This is a genomic window from Klebsiella sp. GG_Kp175, assembly GCF_040062325.1.
GTDB lineage: Bacteria > Pseudomonadota > Gammaproteobacteria > Enterobacterales > Enterobacteriaceae > Klebsiella > Klebsiella quasipneumoniae.
On record NZ_JBEAFX010000011.1, the window covers coordinates 196,567 to 211,820 of the forward strand.

15 protein-coding genes and 2 pseudogenes are annotated in these 15,254 nt (G+C 62.1%); 9 read left to right on the forward strand and 8 right to left on the reverse strand.

What is annotated here, in order from left to right; all coding sequences use genetic code 11:
* From hpxK to hpxU, 7 genes are all read right to left on the reverse strand, one after another.
* A complete protein-coding gene (gene hpxK / locus ABLU73_RS16690; protein WP_004205837.1) occupies nucleotides 1-1,260 on the reverse strand; it encodes an allantoate amidohydrolase in 1,260 nt (419 codons plus the stop codon).
* Nucleotides 1,257-2,498 (reverse strand): alanine--glyoxylate aminotransferase family protein, encoded by a 1,242-nt coding sequence (locus ABLU73_RS16695; RefSeq protein WP_004205834.1) that lies wholly within the window; start codon nucleotides 2,496-2,498, stop codon nucleotides 1,257-1,259. The genes hpxK and ABLU73_RS16695 overlap by 4 nt, the downstream gene beginning before the upstream one ends.
* A 15-nt stretch (nucleotides 2,499-2,513) precedes the next feature.
* Entirely contained in the window at nucleotides 2,514-3,251 is a 738-nt protein-coding gene (locus ABLU73_RS16700) for an amino acid ABC transporter ATP-binding protein (protein WP_002905293.1), read from the reverse strand.
* The gene (locus ABLU73_RS16705) at nucleotides 3,232-3,888 is read right to left on the reverse strand and encodes an amino acid ABC transporter permease (protein WP_002905295.1); all 657 of its coding nucleotides are present in this window, start codon (nucleotides 3,886-3,888) and stop codon (nucleotides 3,232-3,234) included. Before ABLU73_RS16705 ends, ABLU73_RS16700 begins: the two co-directional genes overlap by 20 nt.
* Nucleotides 3,888-4,553, reverse strand: a complete 666-nt coding sequence (locus ABLU73_RS16710) for an amino acid ABC transporter permease (protein WP_109882650.1) — start codon at nucleotides 4,551-4,553, stop codon at nucleotides 3,888-3,890. The genes ABLU73_RS16705 and ABLU73_RS16710 overlap by 1 nt, the downstream gene beginning before the upstream one ends.
* 9 nt (nucleotides 4,554-4,562) lie before the next feature.
* Entirely contained in the window at nucleotides 4,563-5,348 is a 786-nt protein-coding gene (locus ABLU73_RS16715; protein ID WP_064187216.1) for a transporter substrate-binding domain-containing protein, read from the reverse strand.
* Between the two features lie 214 nt (nucleotides 5,349-5,562).
* Nucleotides 5,563-6,402 carry a MurR/RpiR family transcriptional regulator HpxU gene (gene hpxU / locus ABLU73_RS16720; protein ID WP_264924047.1) on the reverse strand — a complete coding sequence of 280 codons (840 nt, stop codon included), beginning with the start codon at nucleotides 6,400-6,402 and terminating at the stop codon, nucleotides 5,563-5,565.
* Nucleotides 6,403-6,581: 179 nt separating this feature from the next.
* On the opposite strand from hpxU, the gene hpxW reads away from it, so the two are divergent.
* From hpxW to ABLU73_RS16745, 5 genes and pseudogenes are all read left to right on the forward strand, one after another.
* Nucleotides 6,582-8,168 carry an oxamate amidohydrolase gene (gene hpxW, locus ABLU73_RS16725; protein WP_348850309.1) on the forward strand — a complete coding sequence of 529 codons (1,587 nt, stop codon included), beginning with the start codon at nucleotides 6,582-6,584 and terminating at the stop codon, nucleotides 8,166-8,168.
* A gap of 10 nt (nucleotides 8,169-8,178) precedes the next feature.
* Nucleotides 8,179-8,364, forward strand: a complete 186-nt coding sequence (hpxX, locus tag ABLU73_RS16730) for an oxalurate catabolism protein HpxX (RefSeq protein WP_004205830.1) — start codon at nucleotides 8,179-8,181, stop codon at nucleotides 8,362-8,364.
* Entirely contained in the window at nucleotides 8,361-9,758 is a 1,398-nt protein-coding gene (locus tag ABLU73_RS16735) for an AtzE family amidohydrolase (RefSeq protein WP_099441759.1), read from the forward strand. Before hpxX ends, ABLU73_RS16735 begins: the two co-directional genes overlap by 4 nt.
* Nucleotides 9,755-10,141, forward strand: a complete 387-nt coding sequence (gene hpxZ / locus ABLU73_RS16740; protein ID WP_049093212.1) for an oxalurate catabolism protein HpxZ — start codon at nucleotides 9,755-9,757, stop codon at nucleotides 10,139-10,141. The genes ABLU73_RS16735 and hpxZ overlap by 4 nt, the downstream gene beginning before the upstream one ends.
* Nucleotides 10,142-10,227: 86 nt before the next feature.
* Nucleotides 10,228-10,651, forward strand: a pseudogene (locus ABLU73_RS16745) (GNAT family N-acetyltransferase).
* A gap of 37 nt (nucleotides 10,652-10,688) precedes the next feature.
* Here the strand turns inward: ABLU73_RS16745 and asd are convergent.
* Nucleotides 10,689-11,807, reverse strand: a complete 1,119-nt coding sequence (gene asd, locus ABLU73_RS16750) for an aspartate-semialdehyde dehydrogenase (RefSeq protein WP_264924041.1) — start codon at nucleotides 11,805-11,807, stop codon at nucleotides 10,689-10,691.
* Nucleotides 11,808-11,997: 190 nt separating this feature from the next.
* Between asd and ABLU73_RS16755 the strand changes: the two are divergent.
* From ABLU73_RS16755 to ABLU73_RS16770, 4 genes and pseudogenes are all read left to right on the forward strand, one after another.
* A pseudogene (locus ABLU73_RS16755) lies at nucleotides 11,998-12,117 on the forward strand (hypothetical protein); the annotation flags it as partial.
* Nucleotides 12,114-12,671: a helix-turn-helix domain-containing protein gene (locus ABLU73_RS16760; protein ID WP_130947557.1), complete on the forward strand. Its 558-nt coding sequence runs from the start codon at nucleotides 12,114-12,116 to the stop codon at nucleotides 12,669-12,671. The pseudogene ABLU73_RS16755 and the gene ABLU73_RS16760, both read left to right, overlap by 4 nt.
* Nucleotides 12,655-13,695: an HlyD family secretion protein gene (locus tag ABLU73_RS16765; RefSeq protein ID WP_004205823.1), complete on the forward strand. Its 1,041-nt coding sequence runs from the start codon at nucleotides 12,655-12,657 to the stop codon at nucleotides 13,693-13,695. The genes ABLU73_RS16760 and ABLU73_RS16765 overlap by 17 nt, the downstream gene beginning before the upstream one ends.
* A complete protein-coding gene (locus tag ABLU73_RS16770; protein ID WP_264924037.1) occupies nucleotides 13,692-15,254 on the forward strand; it encodes a DHA2 family efflux MFS transporter permease subunit in 1,563 nt (520 codons plus the stop codon). Before ABLU73_RS16765 ends, ABLU73_RS16770 begins: the two co-directional genes overlap by 4 nt.

Sequence of the window (15,254 nt, forward strand, 5' to 3'; positions counted from 1 at the left end):
TCAGGCGTCAGCTACCTTCTCTACCGCCCGGGAGAACGCGTCGATAGCCAGCCCGACGTCGGCGGCGGTGACCGACTCCGCCGGGTGATGGCTGACGCCCCCCAGGCAGCGCACAAACAGCATGGCCGATGGCCAGCGCTCGGCGATGGCGATGGCGTCATGCCCTGCGCCGCTCGGCAGCGTCAGTGAACGCCCCTGCACCGCCGTCACCGCCTCGCTCAGAACCGCCTGCAGTTGACTGTCGCAGGCGGTGGCGGCGATACGGTAATACTCCTCGGCGGTGAAGCTCAGCTGGCGGCGCCCGGCAATGGCCTGCGCCTGCGCCAGCAGCTCTTCCAGCAGCGCCGCAAGCGGTGCATCCTGCGGGCCGCGAATATCCAGCGTCAGCTGCACCTCGCCCGGAATCACGTTCACCGCGCCCGGCGCACAGCGCAGGGTGCCGACCGTCGCCACCAGGTTGCCGCCGCGCTGCCGGGTCAGGCTTTCCACCTGCACCATCCATTCCGCCGCCGCGGCGAGCGCGTCCTTACGATGGAGCATCGGCACCGTGCCGGCATGGCCGGCTTCGCCGGTAAAGCGGCAGGTCAGGCGGCGGGCGCCGTTAATCGCCTCCACCACGCCGAGCGCCAGACCCGCCTGCTCCAGGCACGGCCCCTGCTCGATATGCAGTTCGAGATAGGCGGCGATATCCTGCGGGTTGCGGGCGGCATGGGCGATCCGCGCCGGATCGAGTCCGGCATTCACCAGCGCCTGGGCGACGCTCACCCCGTCGGCATCGCACTGTGACAGCCAGCTTTCGGGCCAGGTGCCGGTAACGCCGCGGCTGCCCAGCAGGGTGATGCCGAAGCGGGTACCCTCTTCATCGCCAAAGCCGACGATCTCGATAGCCTTCGCCAGCCGTCGCCCCTGCTGGTGCAGACGCTGAACCACCTCAATCGCCGCCAGTACGCCGAGCATGCCGTCGTAGCGCCCGGCGTTGCGCACGGTGTCGAGATGAGAGCCCAGCAGCACCGCCGGCGCGCCCTCCTGCACGCCTTCATAGCGACCGCAGATATTACCGACGCTGTCCTGCCACACCATCATGCCGGCGGCCTGCATCCACTGGCCCACCAGCTGGTTGGCCTGCAGATGCTCCGGCGACAGATAGACCCGGGTCAGGGCGTCGGCGGTTTCGCTGAGGGCGGCCAGCTGGTCGGCGCGCGCCATCACCCGGCTGGCGGCCGCCTCTCTCTCCGCCTGCTGGCGGACGGTATCACTCATAGGGTGGCCTCGGTGCGGTAGTGATCCCAGGCCGCCTGCATCGCCGCGCCCTGGGTGGTGGTGAACTTGAGGTAGTTCAGGACCGCCTCCAGCGCGCTGAGGGTCTGCATCACACAGTCTTTACGCGCGTTATAGCCCATGGTGCCAATGCGCCAGACTTTACCGTGCAGCGGGCCGAACGAGGTGCCAATCTCAATGCCGAAATCTTCCAGCATCAGCTTACGCACCTGATCGCCGTTGATCCCGTTGGGGATCACCACCCCCAGCACGTTATTCATTTTGTGCCGCAGGTCGCCAAAGGTCTCGAGCCCCATCGCCTGGATCCCTTTCAGCAGCGCATCGCCGTGCAGCTTGTGGCGGGCGATGCCGTTGTCGAGTCCCTCCTGAAGGATCAGGCGCGCGCACTCCCGGGCGGCGAACAGCGCTGAGGTCGCTTCGGTATGGTGGTTCAGGCGCTCCGGCCCCCAGTAATCCATCACCATGCCGAGATCGAAATAGTTGGAGTAGATCATCTCGTCGACGCCATCGTGGTGGGCATCGGTGCGGATCCCCTGCTCAATGCAGCGGCGGCGGCGGATGACCTCTTCCATCCGTGGGCTGAGGGTGATGGGTGAGGTGCCGGAGGGGCCGCCCAGGCACTTCTGCATCCCGGCGGACACCGCGTCCAGCTGCCAGGCGTCGGTTTCCAGCGGGTTGCCGCCGAGCGACGCGGTGGCGTCGGTATAGAACAGCACATCGTGGCGACGACAAATCTCTCCCAGCTCCGCCAGCGGCTGCAGCATGGTGGTCGAGGTATCGCCCTGCACGGTGAGCAGCAGGCGCGGTCGCACGCGCTTGATCGCGTCTTCAACCTGGTCCGGGGTAAAGACTTCCCCCCACGGCACCTCGATGGTGTGTACTTCTGCCCGGCAGCGGCGCGCAATCTCGCACAGCAGATGACCAAACCGGCCGAACACCGGCACCAGCACCTTGTCACCCGGCCGGATCGCCGACACCAGAATCGCTTCGATACCGGCGCGGGAGGTGCCGTCCACCAGCATCGTCCAGCGGTTTTCGGTGCGAAATACGCCGCGGTACAGCGCCATTACTTCATTCATGTAGTGGGTCATCGCCGGATCGTACTGACCCACCAGCTGGCTCGCCATGGCGCGCAGCACGCGCGGGTCGGCGTTGATCGGCCCCGGGCCCATCAGCAGGCGCTGCGGCGGGTTAATTTGCGAAAACTGAGTGATATCCATCTGCCATTCCTTACGTTAGTTAAGACCGCGCACCGAGGAGATAAACTGTTTCAGTTCGGTTGTCTGCGGACTGGCGAACAGCGTTTTGCTGTCGCCCTGCTCCCAGACGCGCCCCTGATGCATAAACACCACGCGGTCGCCCACTTCGCGGGCAAAATTCATTTCATGGGTGACGAGGATCAGCGTCATGCCTTCCGCCGCCAGCTGCTCCAGTACCTTCAGCACTTCGCCCACCAGTTCCGGGTCAAGCGCCGAAGTGATTTCGTCACAGAGTAAAACTTTTGGCGACATGGCCAGCGCCCGGGCGATGGCCACGCGCTGCTGCTGGCCGCCGGAGAGGTTGGCCGGATAGTAATCCAGACGATCGCCAAGACCGACCTTCTCCAGCATCCGCTGCGCCAGCTCGCGACATTCGGCCTGAGACTTCTTCAGCACCCGCCGCGGGGCCAGCATGACGTTCTCCAGCGCCGTCATGTGCGGAAAGAGATTAAAGTTCTGAAACACCATGCCGATGGAGCGGCTGATCTCCCGGGCCTGGGAATCGCGGTCGGTGATGGTCATGCCCCCGAGCTTGATGCTCCCCTCCTGGTACCCCTCCAGTCCATTGATGCAGCGCAGCAGGGTGCTTTTGCCCGAGCCGCTGCGGCCGATGATCGAGATTACTTCCCCCATGTCGATATCCAGATCGACGCCCTTCAGCACATGGTTGTCGCCGTAGTACTTCTGCATCTGATTAATGGTGATGAGAGGCATTGAATTTGTTCTCCAGATAACGGCTGTAGCGGGACAGCGGATAGCACAGAATGAAATAGCCCAGCGCCACCAGGGCAAACACTTTAAACGGCTGGTAAGTGACGTTGGTCAGCATGGTTCCTGCCTTGGTCAGCTCCACAAAGCCAATAATCGATGCCAGCGCCGTGCCTTTGATCACCTGCACGGCGAACCCCACCGTCGGCGCGATGGCGATGCGCAGCGCCTGCGGCGCCACCACCCGGTACAGGGTCTGGCCGAAGCTCAGCCCGAGACAGCGCGAGGCTTCCCACTGGCCTTTCGGCAGCGCGCGAATGCTGCCGAACCAGATATCCAGCAGAAAGGCGCTGGTATAAAGCGTCAGAGCCACCGACGCCGCGGTCCATGCCGAGACGTCGATGCCGAACAGCGCCACGCCGAAAAATGCCAGAAACAGCTGCATCAGCAGCGGCGTCCCCTGAAACAGTTCGACGTAGCCGCGGATCAGCCGTTTCACCTGCCGTCCGCCGGTCAGGCGCAGCAGCAGCAGCGGTAAGGTCACCAGCGCCCCGCCGGTGAACGCGACCAGCGACAGCAGCACCGTCCAGCGACCGGCCAGCAGCAGGTTGCGGATAATGTCCCAGTCGGTAAAGGTGGTCATCATGCCTGCACCCCCAGCCATTTACGCCCCGCCGCCATCAGCAGCTGGCGCATCGCTATCGATAACGCTAAGTAGATCCCGGTGGTCACCAGATAGACCTCAAAGCTCAAAAACGTCCGCGACTGGATCAGGTTGGCGGCGAAGGTCAGCTCCTCATAGGAGACCTGCGACACCACCGACGAGCCGAGCATCACGATGATGCACTGGCTAACCAGCGCCGGATAAATCCGCTGCAGCGCCGGGGGCAGCACCACCCGAACGAAAGTTTGCGTCCGGCTGAGCCCGAGCACGCGTCCGGCCTCCCACTGGCCTTTCGGCGTCACCTGGATGCCGGCGCGCACGATCTCGGTGCTGTAAGCCCCAAGGTTAACCATCATCGCCAGCAGCGCCGCTTCGCCGGCGGTCATCTTCAGTCCCAGGTTCGGTAAACCAAAAACGATAAAAAAGAGCTGCACCACGAACGGCGTGTTACGGATGATTTCCACATATCCGCCCCAGATCCGGCTGAGGACGCCCGGGCGGCCGCTGCGGATCGCCGCCCCGAGGATCCCAATCGCCAGTCCGCCGATCGTCGCCAGCACCGTCAGCTGCACCGTCACCCATAGACCGGCCAGCAGCTCCGGCCAGTGCGGCCAGAGCTCAGAAAAATGAAGTTGCTCCGTCATCCACAGACCTTACGCGCCGAGGCTGGCAGGCAGCGGCGCTTTCAGCCACTTCTCAGACAAACTGTTGAGGGTGCCGTCCTTAATGCCCTGCTCGATCAGGGTATCCACTTTCTCCTTCAGCGCCGGTTCGTTCTTTTTCAGCCCGATAAAGCACGGCGAGTCCTTCAGCATAAAGCTCGGCACCGGCGCTTTGTCAGCGTTCTGCCGGGAGATGGCCGCCACCACCAGGTTACCGGTGGCGACATACTGCACCTGGCCCGACAGATAGGCCGACAGCGTGGTGTTATTGTCCTCGTAGCGCTTAATCTGCGCCGCCTGCGGCGCCACGCTGGTCAGCACCATATCTTCCACCGCCCCACGGGTCACGCCGATGCTTTTACCGCTCAGCGCGGCCGCGTCCTTCAGTTCCGCCCCTTTCGGGCCAAACACCCCGAGGAAGAACGGGGCGTAGGCGCGGCTGAAGTCGATCACTTTCTCGCGCTCGGCGTTCTTGCCGAGGCTGGAGATCACCAGGTCCACCTTATCGGTCTGCAGATACGGCACGCGGTTGGCGCTGGTCACCGGGACCAGCTGCAGCTTGAGCTTCATCGACTTCGCCAGATAGCGCGCCATATCGATGTCATACCCCTGCGGCTGCAGGTCGGTCCCCACCGAGCCGAACGGCGGAAAATCCTGGGGCACGGCAATGCGGATGACGCCGCGTTTTTCAATATCCTGGAGCTGGTCAGCCTGCGCAGCAGAAACAGACGAAAGGAGACAAGCGGCCCCGGCCAGTGCGATCAACAGTTTCTTCATGATGTTTACCCGTTACGTTAGCATGAAACAAAAGATTCTTTGAATCTGTTTTTGCAACTAATGTGCCAGATACGGTCGATGCGCGGGTTGGCGAGGAATTAAGGCAAAAAGTGAGAACGGACAGGCAGTAAGGAGCAGAAGAGTAAAAATCGACGGCGCCAGAACGCGGAACCAAATGCACCATATTGATGCACAGCACCACGCTGGCGCCCCATCAGCGTTGTTCCAGCTCGTCCAGCTGCTGATAAAGCGTAGCGATATCGTGGATCCGCGGACGACCGCTGTCGAGCGTTTCATGCAGAAAGGCATTGGCCAGCAGATTGATCAGACTGTTGACCGAGGCATAGCTGTCGTAAGCCGAGACGCTGTCCAGCGGCGCGCAGAGCTGCCAGCGGGAGAGCGGGAACAGGCTGTGGGCCTGCGGCTCGCACATTAACAGAACCGGCACCCCGTCGCGCTGCAGCTGCAGCAGCAGCGGGCGGACGATCCGCGGCCGCCGGCGAAACGCCATCATCACCACCAGGTCATCGGCGGTCAGGTCGACCAGCTCTTCGCTGAGGCTCTGCCCCGGCTGGGGCAGCACCAGCACCTGACCGCGAGCCTGCAGCAGCTGCTGGCGCAGGTGCAGCGCCGCCGGATAGGCATTGCGCATGCCAATCACCACAATGCGGCGCGCGGCCACCATCGCCGTCAGCGCCTCGGCGAACTGGCGCGCGTCAAGGGCGTTGACCCATTGGGTGAGGTTCGCCATCTCCTGCTTATAATGACGCGCCAGCAGCGTGTTACCCTGCACCGCGTCGCGCTGATCAGTCAACGGCATCCCGCTCTGGCGCAGGGTGCGCAGTTCATCGCGCATGTCCTTATATTTGTCATAGCCCAGGCGCTTGAACAGCCGGCTGACGGTGGCTTTCGATACGCCGCTCAGCTGCGCCAGCTCGGCGCTGTTGTAGCTTATCAGGTCATCAAAGTGGTCAAAGATGAAATCCGCCACCCGCTGTTCCTGCGGCGACAGCGAGGCGTATTGCCCTTTCAGTCGTTCATCGAGTTGTTGCATAGCGCCCCTGTAACTTTCGTTTCATCGTCCATCCCTCATCATACTGTATCTGCTATGCCTTACACATAGCGTGCCAGCGGGAAAATTCCGGTCATTGTTTTTATCAATGAAACGAAACGTTCAGAGCTGGAACAGCTTTTGCAGTGTTCTGCGGGTGATTCGTTCAGAAAGGATAATTTATGCACAGTAGCAACGTTTCGACCCACGGCATGGCGGTCGCTCCCCACCACCTCGCCAGCCAGAGCGCGCTGGCCATCCTGCGCGAGGGCGGCAGCGCCATTGAAGCGATGGTGGCTGCCGCGGCGGCCATCGCCGTCGTCTATCCCCATATGAATGGCCTGGGTGGGGATGGTTTCTGGCTGATCGTGCCGCCTGAGGGAGACCCCATCGCCATTGACGCCAGCGGGGCCGCCGGGTCGCTGGCGACCCTCGCGGCCTATGCCGGTCAGCGGCATATCCCCCACCGGGGGCCGCAGGCCGCGCTGACCGTCGCCGGCACCGTTAGCGGCTGGGACGAGGCGCTGCGTATTTCTCGGGACTTAACCGGCCGCGCGCTGCCGGTGGCGCGCCTGCTGGCCGATGCGATCGGTTATGCCGAAGACGGCATTCCGGTCACCGCCTCGCAGGCCCACGCCACCGCCAGCAAACTGGAAGAGCTGCGCCATCAGCCGGGCTTCAGCGAAACCTGGCTGGTCGCGGGCGAGGCCCCGCGGCCCGGCAGCCGCTTCCGCCAGCCCGCCCTCGCCGGTACCCTGCGCATGCTGGCCAGCGACGGTCTCGACATTTTCTATCGCGGTCCGCTGGCTGAACGTCTCGCCCAGGGGATGGCCGCGCTGGGGATGCCTGTCACCCTCGGCGACCTGCAGGCCCACCGCGCCCGGCGTCCGGCGCCGCTGACGCTCCAGCACCAGCAGGGAACGCTGTGGAATCTTGCCCCACCCACGCAGGGGCTGGTATCGCTGGCGATCCTTGGCATTACCGACCGTCTGAAGATGGCCGACGCCGACGAGGCGCAAACGGTGCACCGTATCGTCGAAGCCACCAAGCGGGCGTTTGCCCTGCGCGATGCGCATATCACCGATCCGCGCCATCTGGATGTGGATGTACAGCAGTTGCTCACCCCGGAAGCCCTGCAGCCGCTGGCCGAAAGCATCGACGACGCCAGCGCTTCCCCCTGGGGCGGCGGTAAAGGCCCGGGCGATACCGTCTGGATGGGCGTCGTGGATAACAGCGGACTGGCAGTGTCGTTTATTCAGAGTATCTATCACGAGTTCGGCAGCGGCGTGGTGATCCCGGACACCGGGATCGTCTGGCAAAACCGCGGGGCGGCCTTCAGCCTCGATCCGCAGCATCTCCTGGCGCTGGCCCCTGGCAAACAGCCATTCCACACCCTCAACCCTGCCGCCGCGCGCCTGAACGATGGCCGGGTGATGGTCTATGGCTCGATGGGCGGCGACGGTCAGCCGCAGACCCAGGCCGCGCTGTTTACCCGCTATATCCTGCAGGGGGCGCCGCTGCAGGAGAGCATCTCCCGTCCGCGCTGGCTGCTGGGCCGCACCTGGGGCCAGTCCTCGGATTCACTGAAGCTGGAGGGACGCTTTGCCCCCGCCTGCATCGCACGTCTGCGCGATCTGGGGCACGAGGTGGAAGTGCTGGCCGATTTCAGCGAAGCGATGGGCCACGCCGGGGCCATTGTCCGCCATCCCAACGGCCTGCTTGAAGGGGCTACCGATCCACGCAGCAACGGCGCCGCCGCCGGATACTAAGGAGCAGACCATGACCACACAGCCTGACTGGAGCGAGTATCTGACGCAGATGACTCACCTTTTTGATATGGAGCTGGATGCGCCGCGCCGCGAGGAGCTGGAGCGCCAGTTTGCCCGCATCGCCGCCATGGCGCAGCCGCTGATGGACTATCCGCTCGGGCCGCGCGACGACATTGCGGGGGTGTATAAAGCATGACACTTCACCATTTCACCATCGCCGAGATCCAGCGTGCGCTGCACGATGGCGAACTGAGCGCCCGGGAGATCGCCTGCCAGACGCTGGACGATATCGCCCGCGTGAATCCGCAGATCAACGCCTGGACCGAGGTCACCGCCCAGCGCATGCTGGCGGAGGCCGACAGCATCGACGCCCTGCGCCGGGAAAAGCGCCCCTTGCCGCCGCTGGCTGGCATTCCCTATGCGGTGAAAAATCTGTTTGATGTCGCCGGGCACACCACCCTCGCCGGGGCGGAGCTGCTGAGCGACCGGCCGCCGGCCGCCAGCGACAGCTGGGCGGTGCGCCAGCTGCACAGCGCCGGCGCCCTGCTCAGCGGGATGCTCAATATGGATGCCTACGCCTACGGCTTCACCACCGAAAACAGCCACTATGGCGCGACGCGTAACCCGCACGATCTGACGCGGATCGCCGGCGGTTCCTCCGGCGGTTCGGCCGCAGCGGTGGCCGCCGGACTGGTCCATTTCAGCCTCGGCAGCGACACCAACGGCTCGATCCGCGTCCCCGCGTCGCTGTGCGGGATCTTTGGCCTGAAACCCACTTTCGGCCGCCTCTCCCGCTCCGGCAGCCATCCGTTTGTCGCCAGTCTGGATCATATTGGTCCCTTTGCCCGCCGGGTGGCCGACCTCGCCGCGGTGTATGACGCCCTGCAGGGGCGCGACCCGGCCGATGACTTTCAGGCCGATAAAGCCAGCGAGCGCACCGGCAACCTGCTGGAGCGCGGACTGGAGGGGCTGCGCTGCGCGCGGCTGGGGGGCTATTTCACCACCTGGTGCGATGATGACGCCCGGGCGGCCGTGGATCGGGTCGCCCACGCGCTGGGCGCCGACAGCGAGCTGCAGTTCGCGGATGCCGCCCTGGCACGCTCGGCGGCTTTTATCATCAGCGCCAGCGAAGGCGGCAATCAATATCTGCCGGATCTTCGCCAGTCGCCCGAGCGCTTTGAACCCCACTCCCGCGAGCGGCTGCTGGCCGGGGCGATGATCCCCTCGGCGTGGTATCTGCAGGCCCAGCGCTTCCGCCGTCATGCCCGTCAGGCGATGAAATCCCTGTTCAGTCAGGCCGACGTGCTGATCGCCCCGGCCACCCCATGCAGCGCTACGCCGATTGGCGCCGAGGAGATGGTGATTAACGGCCAGCCGCTGCCGGTGCGCGCCAGCATGGGTATGCTGACCCAGCCGATCTCCTTCCTCGGGCTGCCGGTGGTGACCGTGCCCCTGCGTACCGCCAGCGGCAAGCCGATTGGCCTGCAGCTGATAGCCGCGCCGTTTAACGAACAAGCCTGTCTTCGCGCCGCGCGGGCGCTGGAAGCGATGGGCGTTACCGATGCCCGAGTGGCGGAGAGTGCAGCATGATCAATCTGGACAATGTAGACCGCCCGGCGATCCTCGCCGAGGTGACGGCGGCGTTTTATCAGTATGAAGAGGCGCTGGTCAGCAATAACATCGAGGCGCTGGACGCGTTGTTCTGGCATGACCCGCGCACCGTGCGGCTGGGGGCCGGCGAAAATCTGTATGGCATTGAGGCGATCCGCGCCTTTCGCGCCACCCGCCCCGCCGCCGGTCTGGCCCGCGACCTGCGCCATACCACCATCACCACCTTTGGCGCGGACATGGCGGTATGCAGCACCGAGTTTACCCGCGAAGGCAGCGCGCGCCTTGGGCGTCAGCAGCAAACGTGGGTGCGCTTTCCCTACGGCTGGCGGATTGTCGCCGCTCAGGTCAGTCTGATGGACTGAGTGGCGTACACTGACGCGGGCCGGGGGAATGAGGCTATCCACCGGCCCGCACCCGCCCGGTATCAATACGTGAGGAGACGATGGTCATGGTGTTAATCAGGGATGCTGAATCAAAAGATATCCCCGCGCTGAAAACGCTATTTCTGCAGCTGGGCTATCAGACGGAGACGGCGATCTTAGAACAACGCATCACTGAACCCCAAAGTATGATGCATACGCTGGTGGCTGAAGCAGAAAACGCCGTGTGTGGCGTGGTCGTTATCAATTTTATCTTACCGGTACATGAAAACCGATTGTGGGCATTAATTTCCGCGCTGGTGATAGAGGAATCGTCACGGGGTTCAGGGATAGGGCCAGCAGCTTCTCCATGCCGCAGAGCGCCTCGCCCGCGATAAACAATGCGCTCATATTGAGCTTTCAAGCAGTGAAAAAAGAATCAGAGCGCATCAATTTTATGAAAATAACGGCTATAAGGAAGTCCGCAAACGCTTCGTTAAACGTTTGTCTTAGCCGCCAGCGAACGAGTGCTTTCCCCGAATAATCTTAACTATATTTTGCCCTGCAGGATATTTAACATGCGGCGCAGGGGTTCCGCCGCGCCCCACAATAGCTGATCGCCAACCGTTAACACCGAGTAGACGGGTTCATTATTTAGCGACATTTTCTTGTAGCGGCCAATTCCTACCTGCAACGAACCACTAATAGCAGCCGGGGTCAATTTACTGACACTCTCTTGCTTATTATTGGGGATATAGTTTACCCACGGATGGGAATGGGTGACTAACTCAGCAAATTCCGCTTCGCTGACCTCACGTTTCAGTTTAAGGGTAATGGCAGCGCTGTGGCAGCGGATTACGCCGACCCGAATGCATAAGCCATTGACCGGGATGGTGCCGGGTGCAAGGCCAAGAATTTTATTGGTTTCCGCCTCGCCCTTCCATTCTTCGCGGCTGTTTCCATCGCCAAGATCGCTGTCGATCCAGGGAATGATGCTGCCCATCAGCGGGACGCCAAAATTCTCCACAGGCATGCCGGCGCTATTAATCAACTCACTCACTTTATTGACTAAAGGCAGCACGGAACCTGATGCCGTCAGTTCATCCGCAGATAAATGCTGACTGATATACGCGCTTTGCGCGATGAATTCCCGCACCTGTTTGGCGCCCGCCCCGGAGGCAGACTGATAGGTCATCACGCTCATCCATTCAATCAGGTCAGCCTTGATCAGCCCGGCCAGCCCCATCAGGCTCAGCGTGATGGAGCAGTTGCCGCCGACAAACAGTTTCATTCCCGCTTTCACCGCGCGATCGATATTATCGCGGTTGACCGGGTCGAGAATAATGCAGGCGTTGTCATCCATCCGCAGCGCCGAAGCGGCGTCAATCCAGTACCCTTGCCAGCCAGAGTTAATTAACGCAGGATAGATGGCTTTGGTATAATCCCCGCCCTGACAGGTTATAATAATATCCATTTCGGCGAGGGCGCTAAGGGAATTCGCATCTTTCAGTTTGTCGCTTTTACCTTTAATAACCGGACCAGCGGCACCCGCACTGGAGGTACTAAAAAAATGCGCTGAAATATCGTCGAAATCATTTTCTTCGATCATGCGCTGCAACAATACTGAGCCAACCATGCCCCGCCAGCCAACAATACCCACCTGCTTCATTTATTTAACCTTAAAAAGTTATGAGAATGTTAATTTGAGTGTCGCCATACCTTATATCGTATCCCCCAATAAAGGTCATTACCCAGCACATCGATTTTTATCATTATTAAAATGTTTCATCTGCCATCAGCGATAGTTATCTCTTATTACGGTCAAGCAGATATAGGCGGCGGAGACTGTTCAAAGGGAGAAACGACGTAGCGGAACGGCAGCGGCTTCTCCCCTGGCTGCCACAAATAGTCACTTGCATTTTGATAGTGACTATGTCAATTTGCTGGCAAAAGCCACCTTGTTACTGGACAGCCCATGAAAAATGAACCGCTTTGCCACGCTCCCTGCCCCATCGCCCGCAGCCTGGGACGCATCGGCGACAGCTGGAGCATCATGATCCTGCGCGACGCGTTCGCGGGCTTTACCCGCTTTGACGAGTTCCAGAAGAGCAGTAACGTCGCGCCCAATATTCTGTCGCGCCGCCTGAAGGCGCTGGTCGACGACGGGCTGCTGGAGAAGGTTTGCTACAGCAGCACCCCGCCGCGCTACGAATACCACCTTACGCAACGCGGCCGCGATTTTCGCATGGTATTGCTGGCGCTGGCGGAATGGGGTAACCGCCATTTCGCTCCCGAAGGCCGTCAGATGCAGCTGGTGGAAACCGCCACCCAGCGCCGCGTGGAGCCAGTCATGGTGGATAAAGCGACCGGGGAAGAGATTACCCCCGGTAAATACGCCATGGTGCCGGGCCCCGCAGCCTCGCCGCTGATGCAATATCGTCATGAATATCTGCTGCGCAAACGCGAAGGCGATAGCGGGCAAAAATTCCAGCCTGAACCCTACAGAGATGCCAACCATGAAGCTGGCCAGTAAGAAAAGCGTCCTCGTCCTGGCGGCCCTTTCCGCCGTTCTGGCGGCAGCGAGCTACGGCGCGTACTGGTGGCAAACCGGACGTTTTCTGCAGACCACCGATGACGCCTATGTTGGCGGCGACATTAGCGCCATCTCCAGCAAAGTCTCCGGCTATATCCAGCAGCTGGCGGTGCAGGACAATATGGCGGTGAAAAAAGGTGACCTGTTGATCCGCATTGACGACCGCGATTACCGCGCCGCCCTCGCGAAAGCCGCCGGAGAAGTGGCGGCGCAGCAGGCCGCGCTGGCCGATATTCAGGCTACCCGCCAGCTACAGCAGGCGACCATTGCCGGCTCTACGGCCTCGTTACTGGCCGCCACGGCGGCAACCGAAAAACTGGCTAACGACAACCGACGCTATAACGCCCTGGCCGCGTCGAGCGCGATTTCCGCACAGATCCGCGATAACGCCTCCGCCGATTATCGCCGGGCGCATGCCGAGCAGGAGAAAGCCAAAGCGGATAAAACCGTGGCCGAACGTCAGCTGACGGTGCTGGATGCTCGCCAGCAGCAAACCCTGGCTGCCCTGGCGCAGGCCCAGGCTAACCTCGAGATGGCCAGGCTGAACCTCAGCTATACCGACATTCGCGCGCCGTTCGATGGGGTGATTGGCAACCGCCGCGCGTGGTCCGGCTCCTTCGTCAGCAGCGGCACGCAGCTGCTCTCCCTGGTGCCCGCGCACGGCCTGTGGATTGACGCCAACTTCAAGGAAAACCAGCTGGCGCATATGCGCGCCGGCCAGGCGGTGACCATCGTCGCCGATGTGCTGCCGAACCATACCTTTAAGGGCCATGTCGCCAGCCTGGCGCCGGCGACCGGCTCACGCTTCAGCATTCTGCCGGCGGAGAACGCGACCGGGAATTTCACTAAAATCGTGCAGCGGGTGCCGGTTCGCATTGCGCTGGAAGGTGACGGGGCAAAGCTTGACGTCCTGCGCCCGGGACTGTCGGTGATCGTTACCGTGAATGAAAAGAGCCCTCGATGAGCACCGCTCAGGCGCTGTCCGCCCCGCAGGGTCTGTCGATGCCGACGGCGAAGAAAATCTTTGCCTTCGCCAGCATGTGTGTGGGGATGTTTATCGCCCTTATCGACATCCAGATCGTCTCCGCCTCGCTGCGGGATATCGGCGGTGGCCTGTCGGCGGGCGACGATGAGACCGTCTGGGTACAAACCAGCTATCTGATCGCCGAGATCATTATTATCCCGCTTTCCGGCTGGCTGTCTCGGGTCATGTCGACCCGCTGGCTGTTCGCCGCCTCCGCGGCGGGCTTCACGCTGATGAGCCTGCTGTGCGGCTGGGCATGGAACATCCAGAGTATGATCGCCTTCCGCGCCCTGCAGGGGCTGGCGGGCGGGTCGATGATCCCCCTGGTGTTCACCACCGCTTTCGCCTTTTTTCAGGGCAAACAGCGGGTCATTGCCGCGGCGACAATCGGCGGCCTGGCCTCCCTCGCCCCGACGCTGGGCCCGACGGTGGGCGGCTGGATCACCGAAAACTACAACTGGCACTGGCTGTTCTTTATCAACGTTGTTCCGGGGATTTACATCGCGGTGGCAGTGCCGCTGCTGGTGAAAGTAGACAGCGCCGACCCCACTCTGCTGCGCGGCGCCGACTATCTCAGTATTCTGCTGCTGGCCGTGTCCCTCGGCTGCCTGGAATATACCCTCGAAGAAGGTCCGCGCTGGGGCTGGTTTGATGACGCGACCCTGACGACCACCGCCTGGGTCGCCCTGTTCTGCGGCGTGGCTTTTGTTATCCGCACCCTCCGCCATCCGCAGCCGGTGATGGATCTGCGGGCCCTGCAGGACCGAACTTTCAGCCTCGGCTGCTATTTCTCGTTTATGGCCGGCGTCGGCATCTTCGCCACCATCTATTTAACTCCGCTGTATCTGGGTAGCGTGCGGGGTTTCAGCGCGCTGGAGATCGGCCTGGCGGTATTTTCCACCGGCTTGTTCCAGGTCATGTCTATTCCGTTTTATTCGTGGCTGGCCAACCGCGTTGACCTGCGCTGGCTGCTGATGGCCGGGCTGATCGGCTTTGCGGTGTCGATGTACAGCTTCCTCCCGATAACCCATGACTGGGGAGCGGACCAGTTGCTGCTCCCGCAGGCCTTTCGTGGACTGGCGCAGCAGTTTGCCGTCGCGCCAACGGTGACCCTGACGCTGGGCAGCCTGCCGCCCGCGCGCCTGAAGCTGGCCTCCGGGCTGTTTAATCTCATGCGCAACCTCGGAGGCGCTATCGGCATCGCCCTGTGCGGCACGGTGCTTAACGACAGAACCAATTTGCACTACAACCGCCTGGCGGACCATCTGAATAACGCCAACCTGGCGATGAGCGATTTTGTTCAGCGCAGCGCGGCAAACTTCACCGTCCAGGGGATCTCGCCGGATGCCGCGCAGACGGCGGCGCTGAAAAATCTTTCCGCGCTGGCGCTGCGGGAGGCGCGAACCCAGGCCTTTTCCGATGCTTTCTACCTCATCATGATGGGTTTTTTGCTTGCCGCGCTGCTGGTTCCCTTGATGAAAAAGCCGCCGGCACACTGA

What these genes read in the sequence shown, in the direction of transcription:
- ABLU73_RS16695 (WP_004205834.1), bottom strand. Translation starts at nt 2,498, where the DNA reads ATGGATATCACTCAGTTTTCGCAAATTAACCCGCCGCAGCGCCTGCTG.
- hpxK (WP_004205837.1), bottom strand. Translation starts at nt 1,260, where the DNA reads ATGAGTGATACCGTCCGCCAGCAGGCGGAGAGAGAGGCGGCCGCCAGC.
- hpxZ (WP_049093212.1), top strand. Translation starts at nt 9,755, where the DNA reads ATGATCAATCTGGACAATGTAGACCGCCCGGCGATCCTCGCCGAGGTG.
- ABLU73_RS16700 (WP_002905293.1), bottom strand. Translation starts at nt 3,251, where the DNA reads ATGCCTCTCATCACCATTAATCAGATGCAGAAGTACTACGGCGACAAC.
- ABLU73_RS16710 (WP_109882650.1), bottom strand. Translation starts at nt 4,553, where the DNA reads ATGACGGAGCAACTTCATTTTTCTGAGCTCTGGCCGCACTGGCCGGAG.
- ABLU73_RS16715 (WP_064187216.1), bottom strand. Translation starts at nt 5,348, where the DNA reads ATGAAGAAACTGTTGATCGCACTGGCCGGGGCCGCTTGTCTCCTTTCG.
- ABLU73_RS16770 (WP_264924037.1), top strand. Translation starts at nt 13,692, where the DNA reads ATGAGCACCGCTCAGGCGCTGTCCGCCCCGCAGGGTCTGTCGATGCCG.
- ABLU73_RS16765 (WP_004205823.1), top strand. Translation starts at nt 12,655, where the DNA reads ATGAAGCTGGCCAGTAAGAAAAGCGTCCTCGTCCTGGCGGCCCTTTCC.
- ABLU73_RS16705 (WP_002905295.1), bottom strand. Translation starts at nt 3,888, where the DNA reads ATGACCACCTTTACCGACTGGGACATTATCCGCAACCTGCTGCTGGCC.
- hpxW (WP_348850309.1), top strand. Translation starts at nt 6,582, where the DNA reads ATGCACAGTAGCAACGTTTCGACCCACGGCATGGCGGTCGCTCCCCAC.
- asd (WP_264924041.1), bottom strand. Translation starts at nt 11,807, where the DNA reads ATGAAGCAGGTGGGTATTGTTGGCTGGCGGGGCATGGTTGGCTCAGTA.
- ABLU73_RS16760 (WP_130947557.1), top strand. Translation starts at nt 12,114, where the DNA reads ATGAAAAATGAACCGCTTTGCCACGCTCCCTGCCCCATCGCCCGCAGC.
- ABLU73_RS16735 (WP_099441759.1), top strand. Translation starts at nt 8,361, where the DNA reads ATGACACTTCACCATTTCACCATCGCCGAGATCCAGCGTGCGCTGCAC.
- hpxU (WP_264924047.1), bottom strand. Translation starts at nt 6,402, where the DNA reads ATGCAACAACTCGATGAACGACTGAAAGGGCAATACGCCTCGCTGTCG.
- hpxX (WP_004205830.1), top strand. Translation starts at nt 8,179, where the DNA reads ATGACCACACAGCCTGACTGGAGCGAGTATCTGACGCAGATGACTCAC.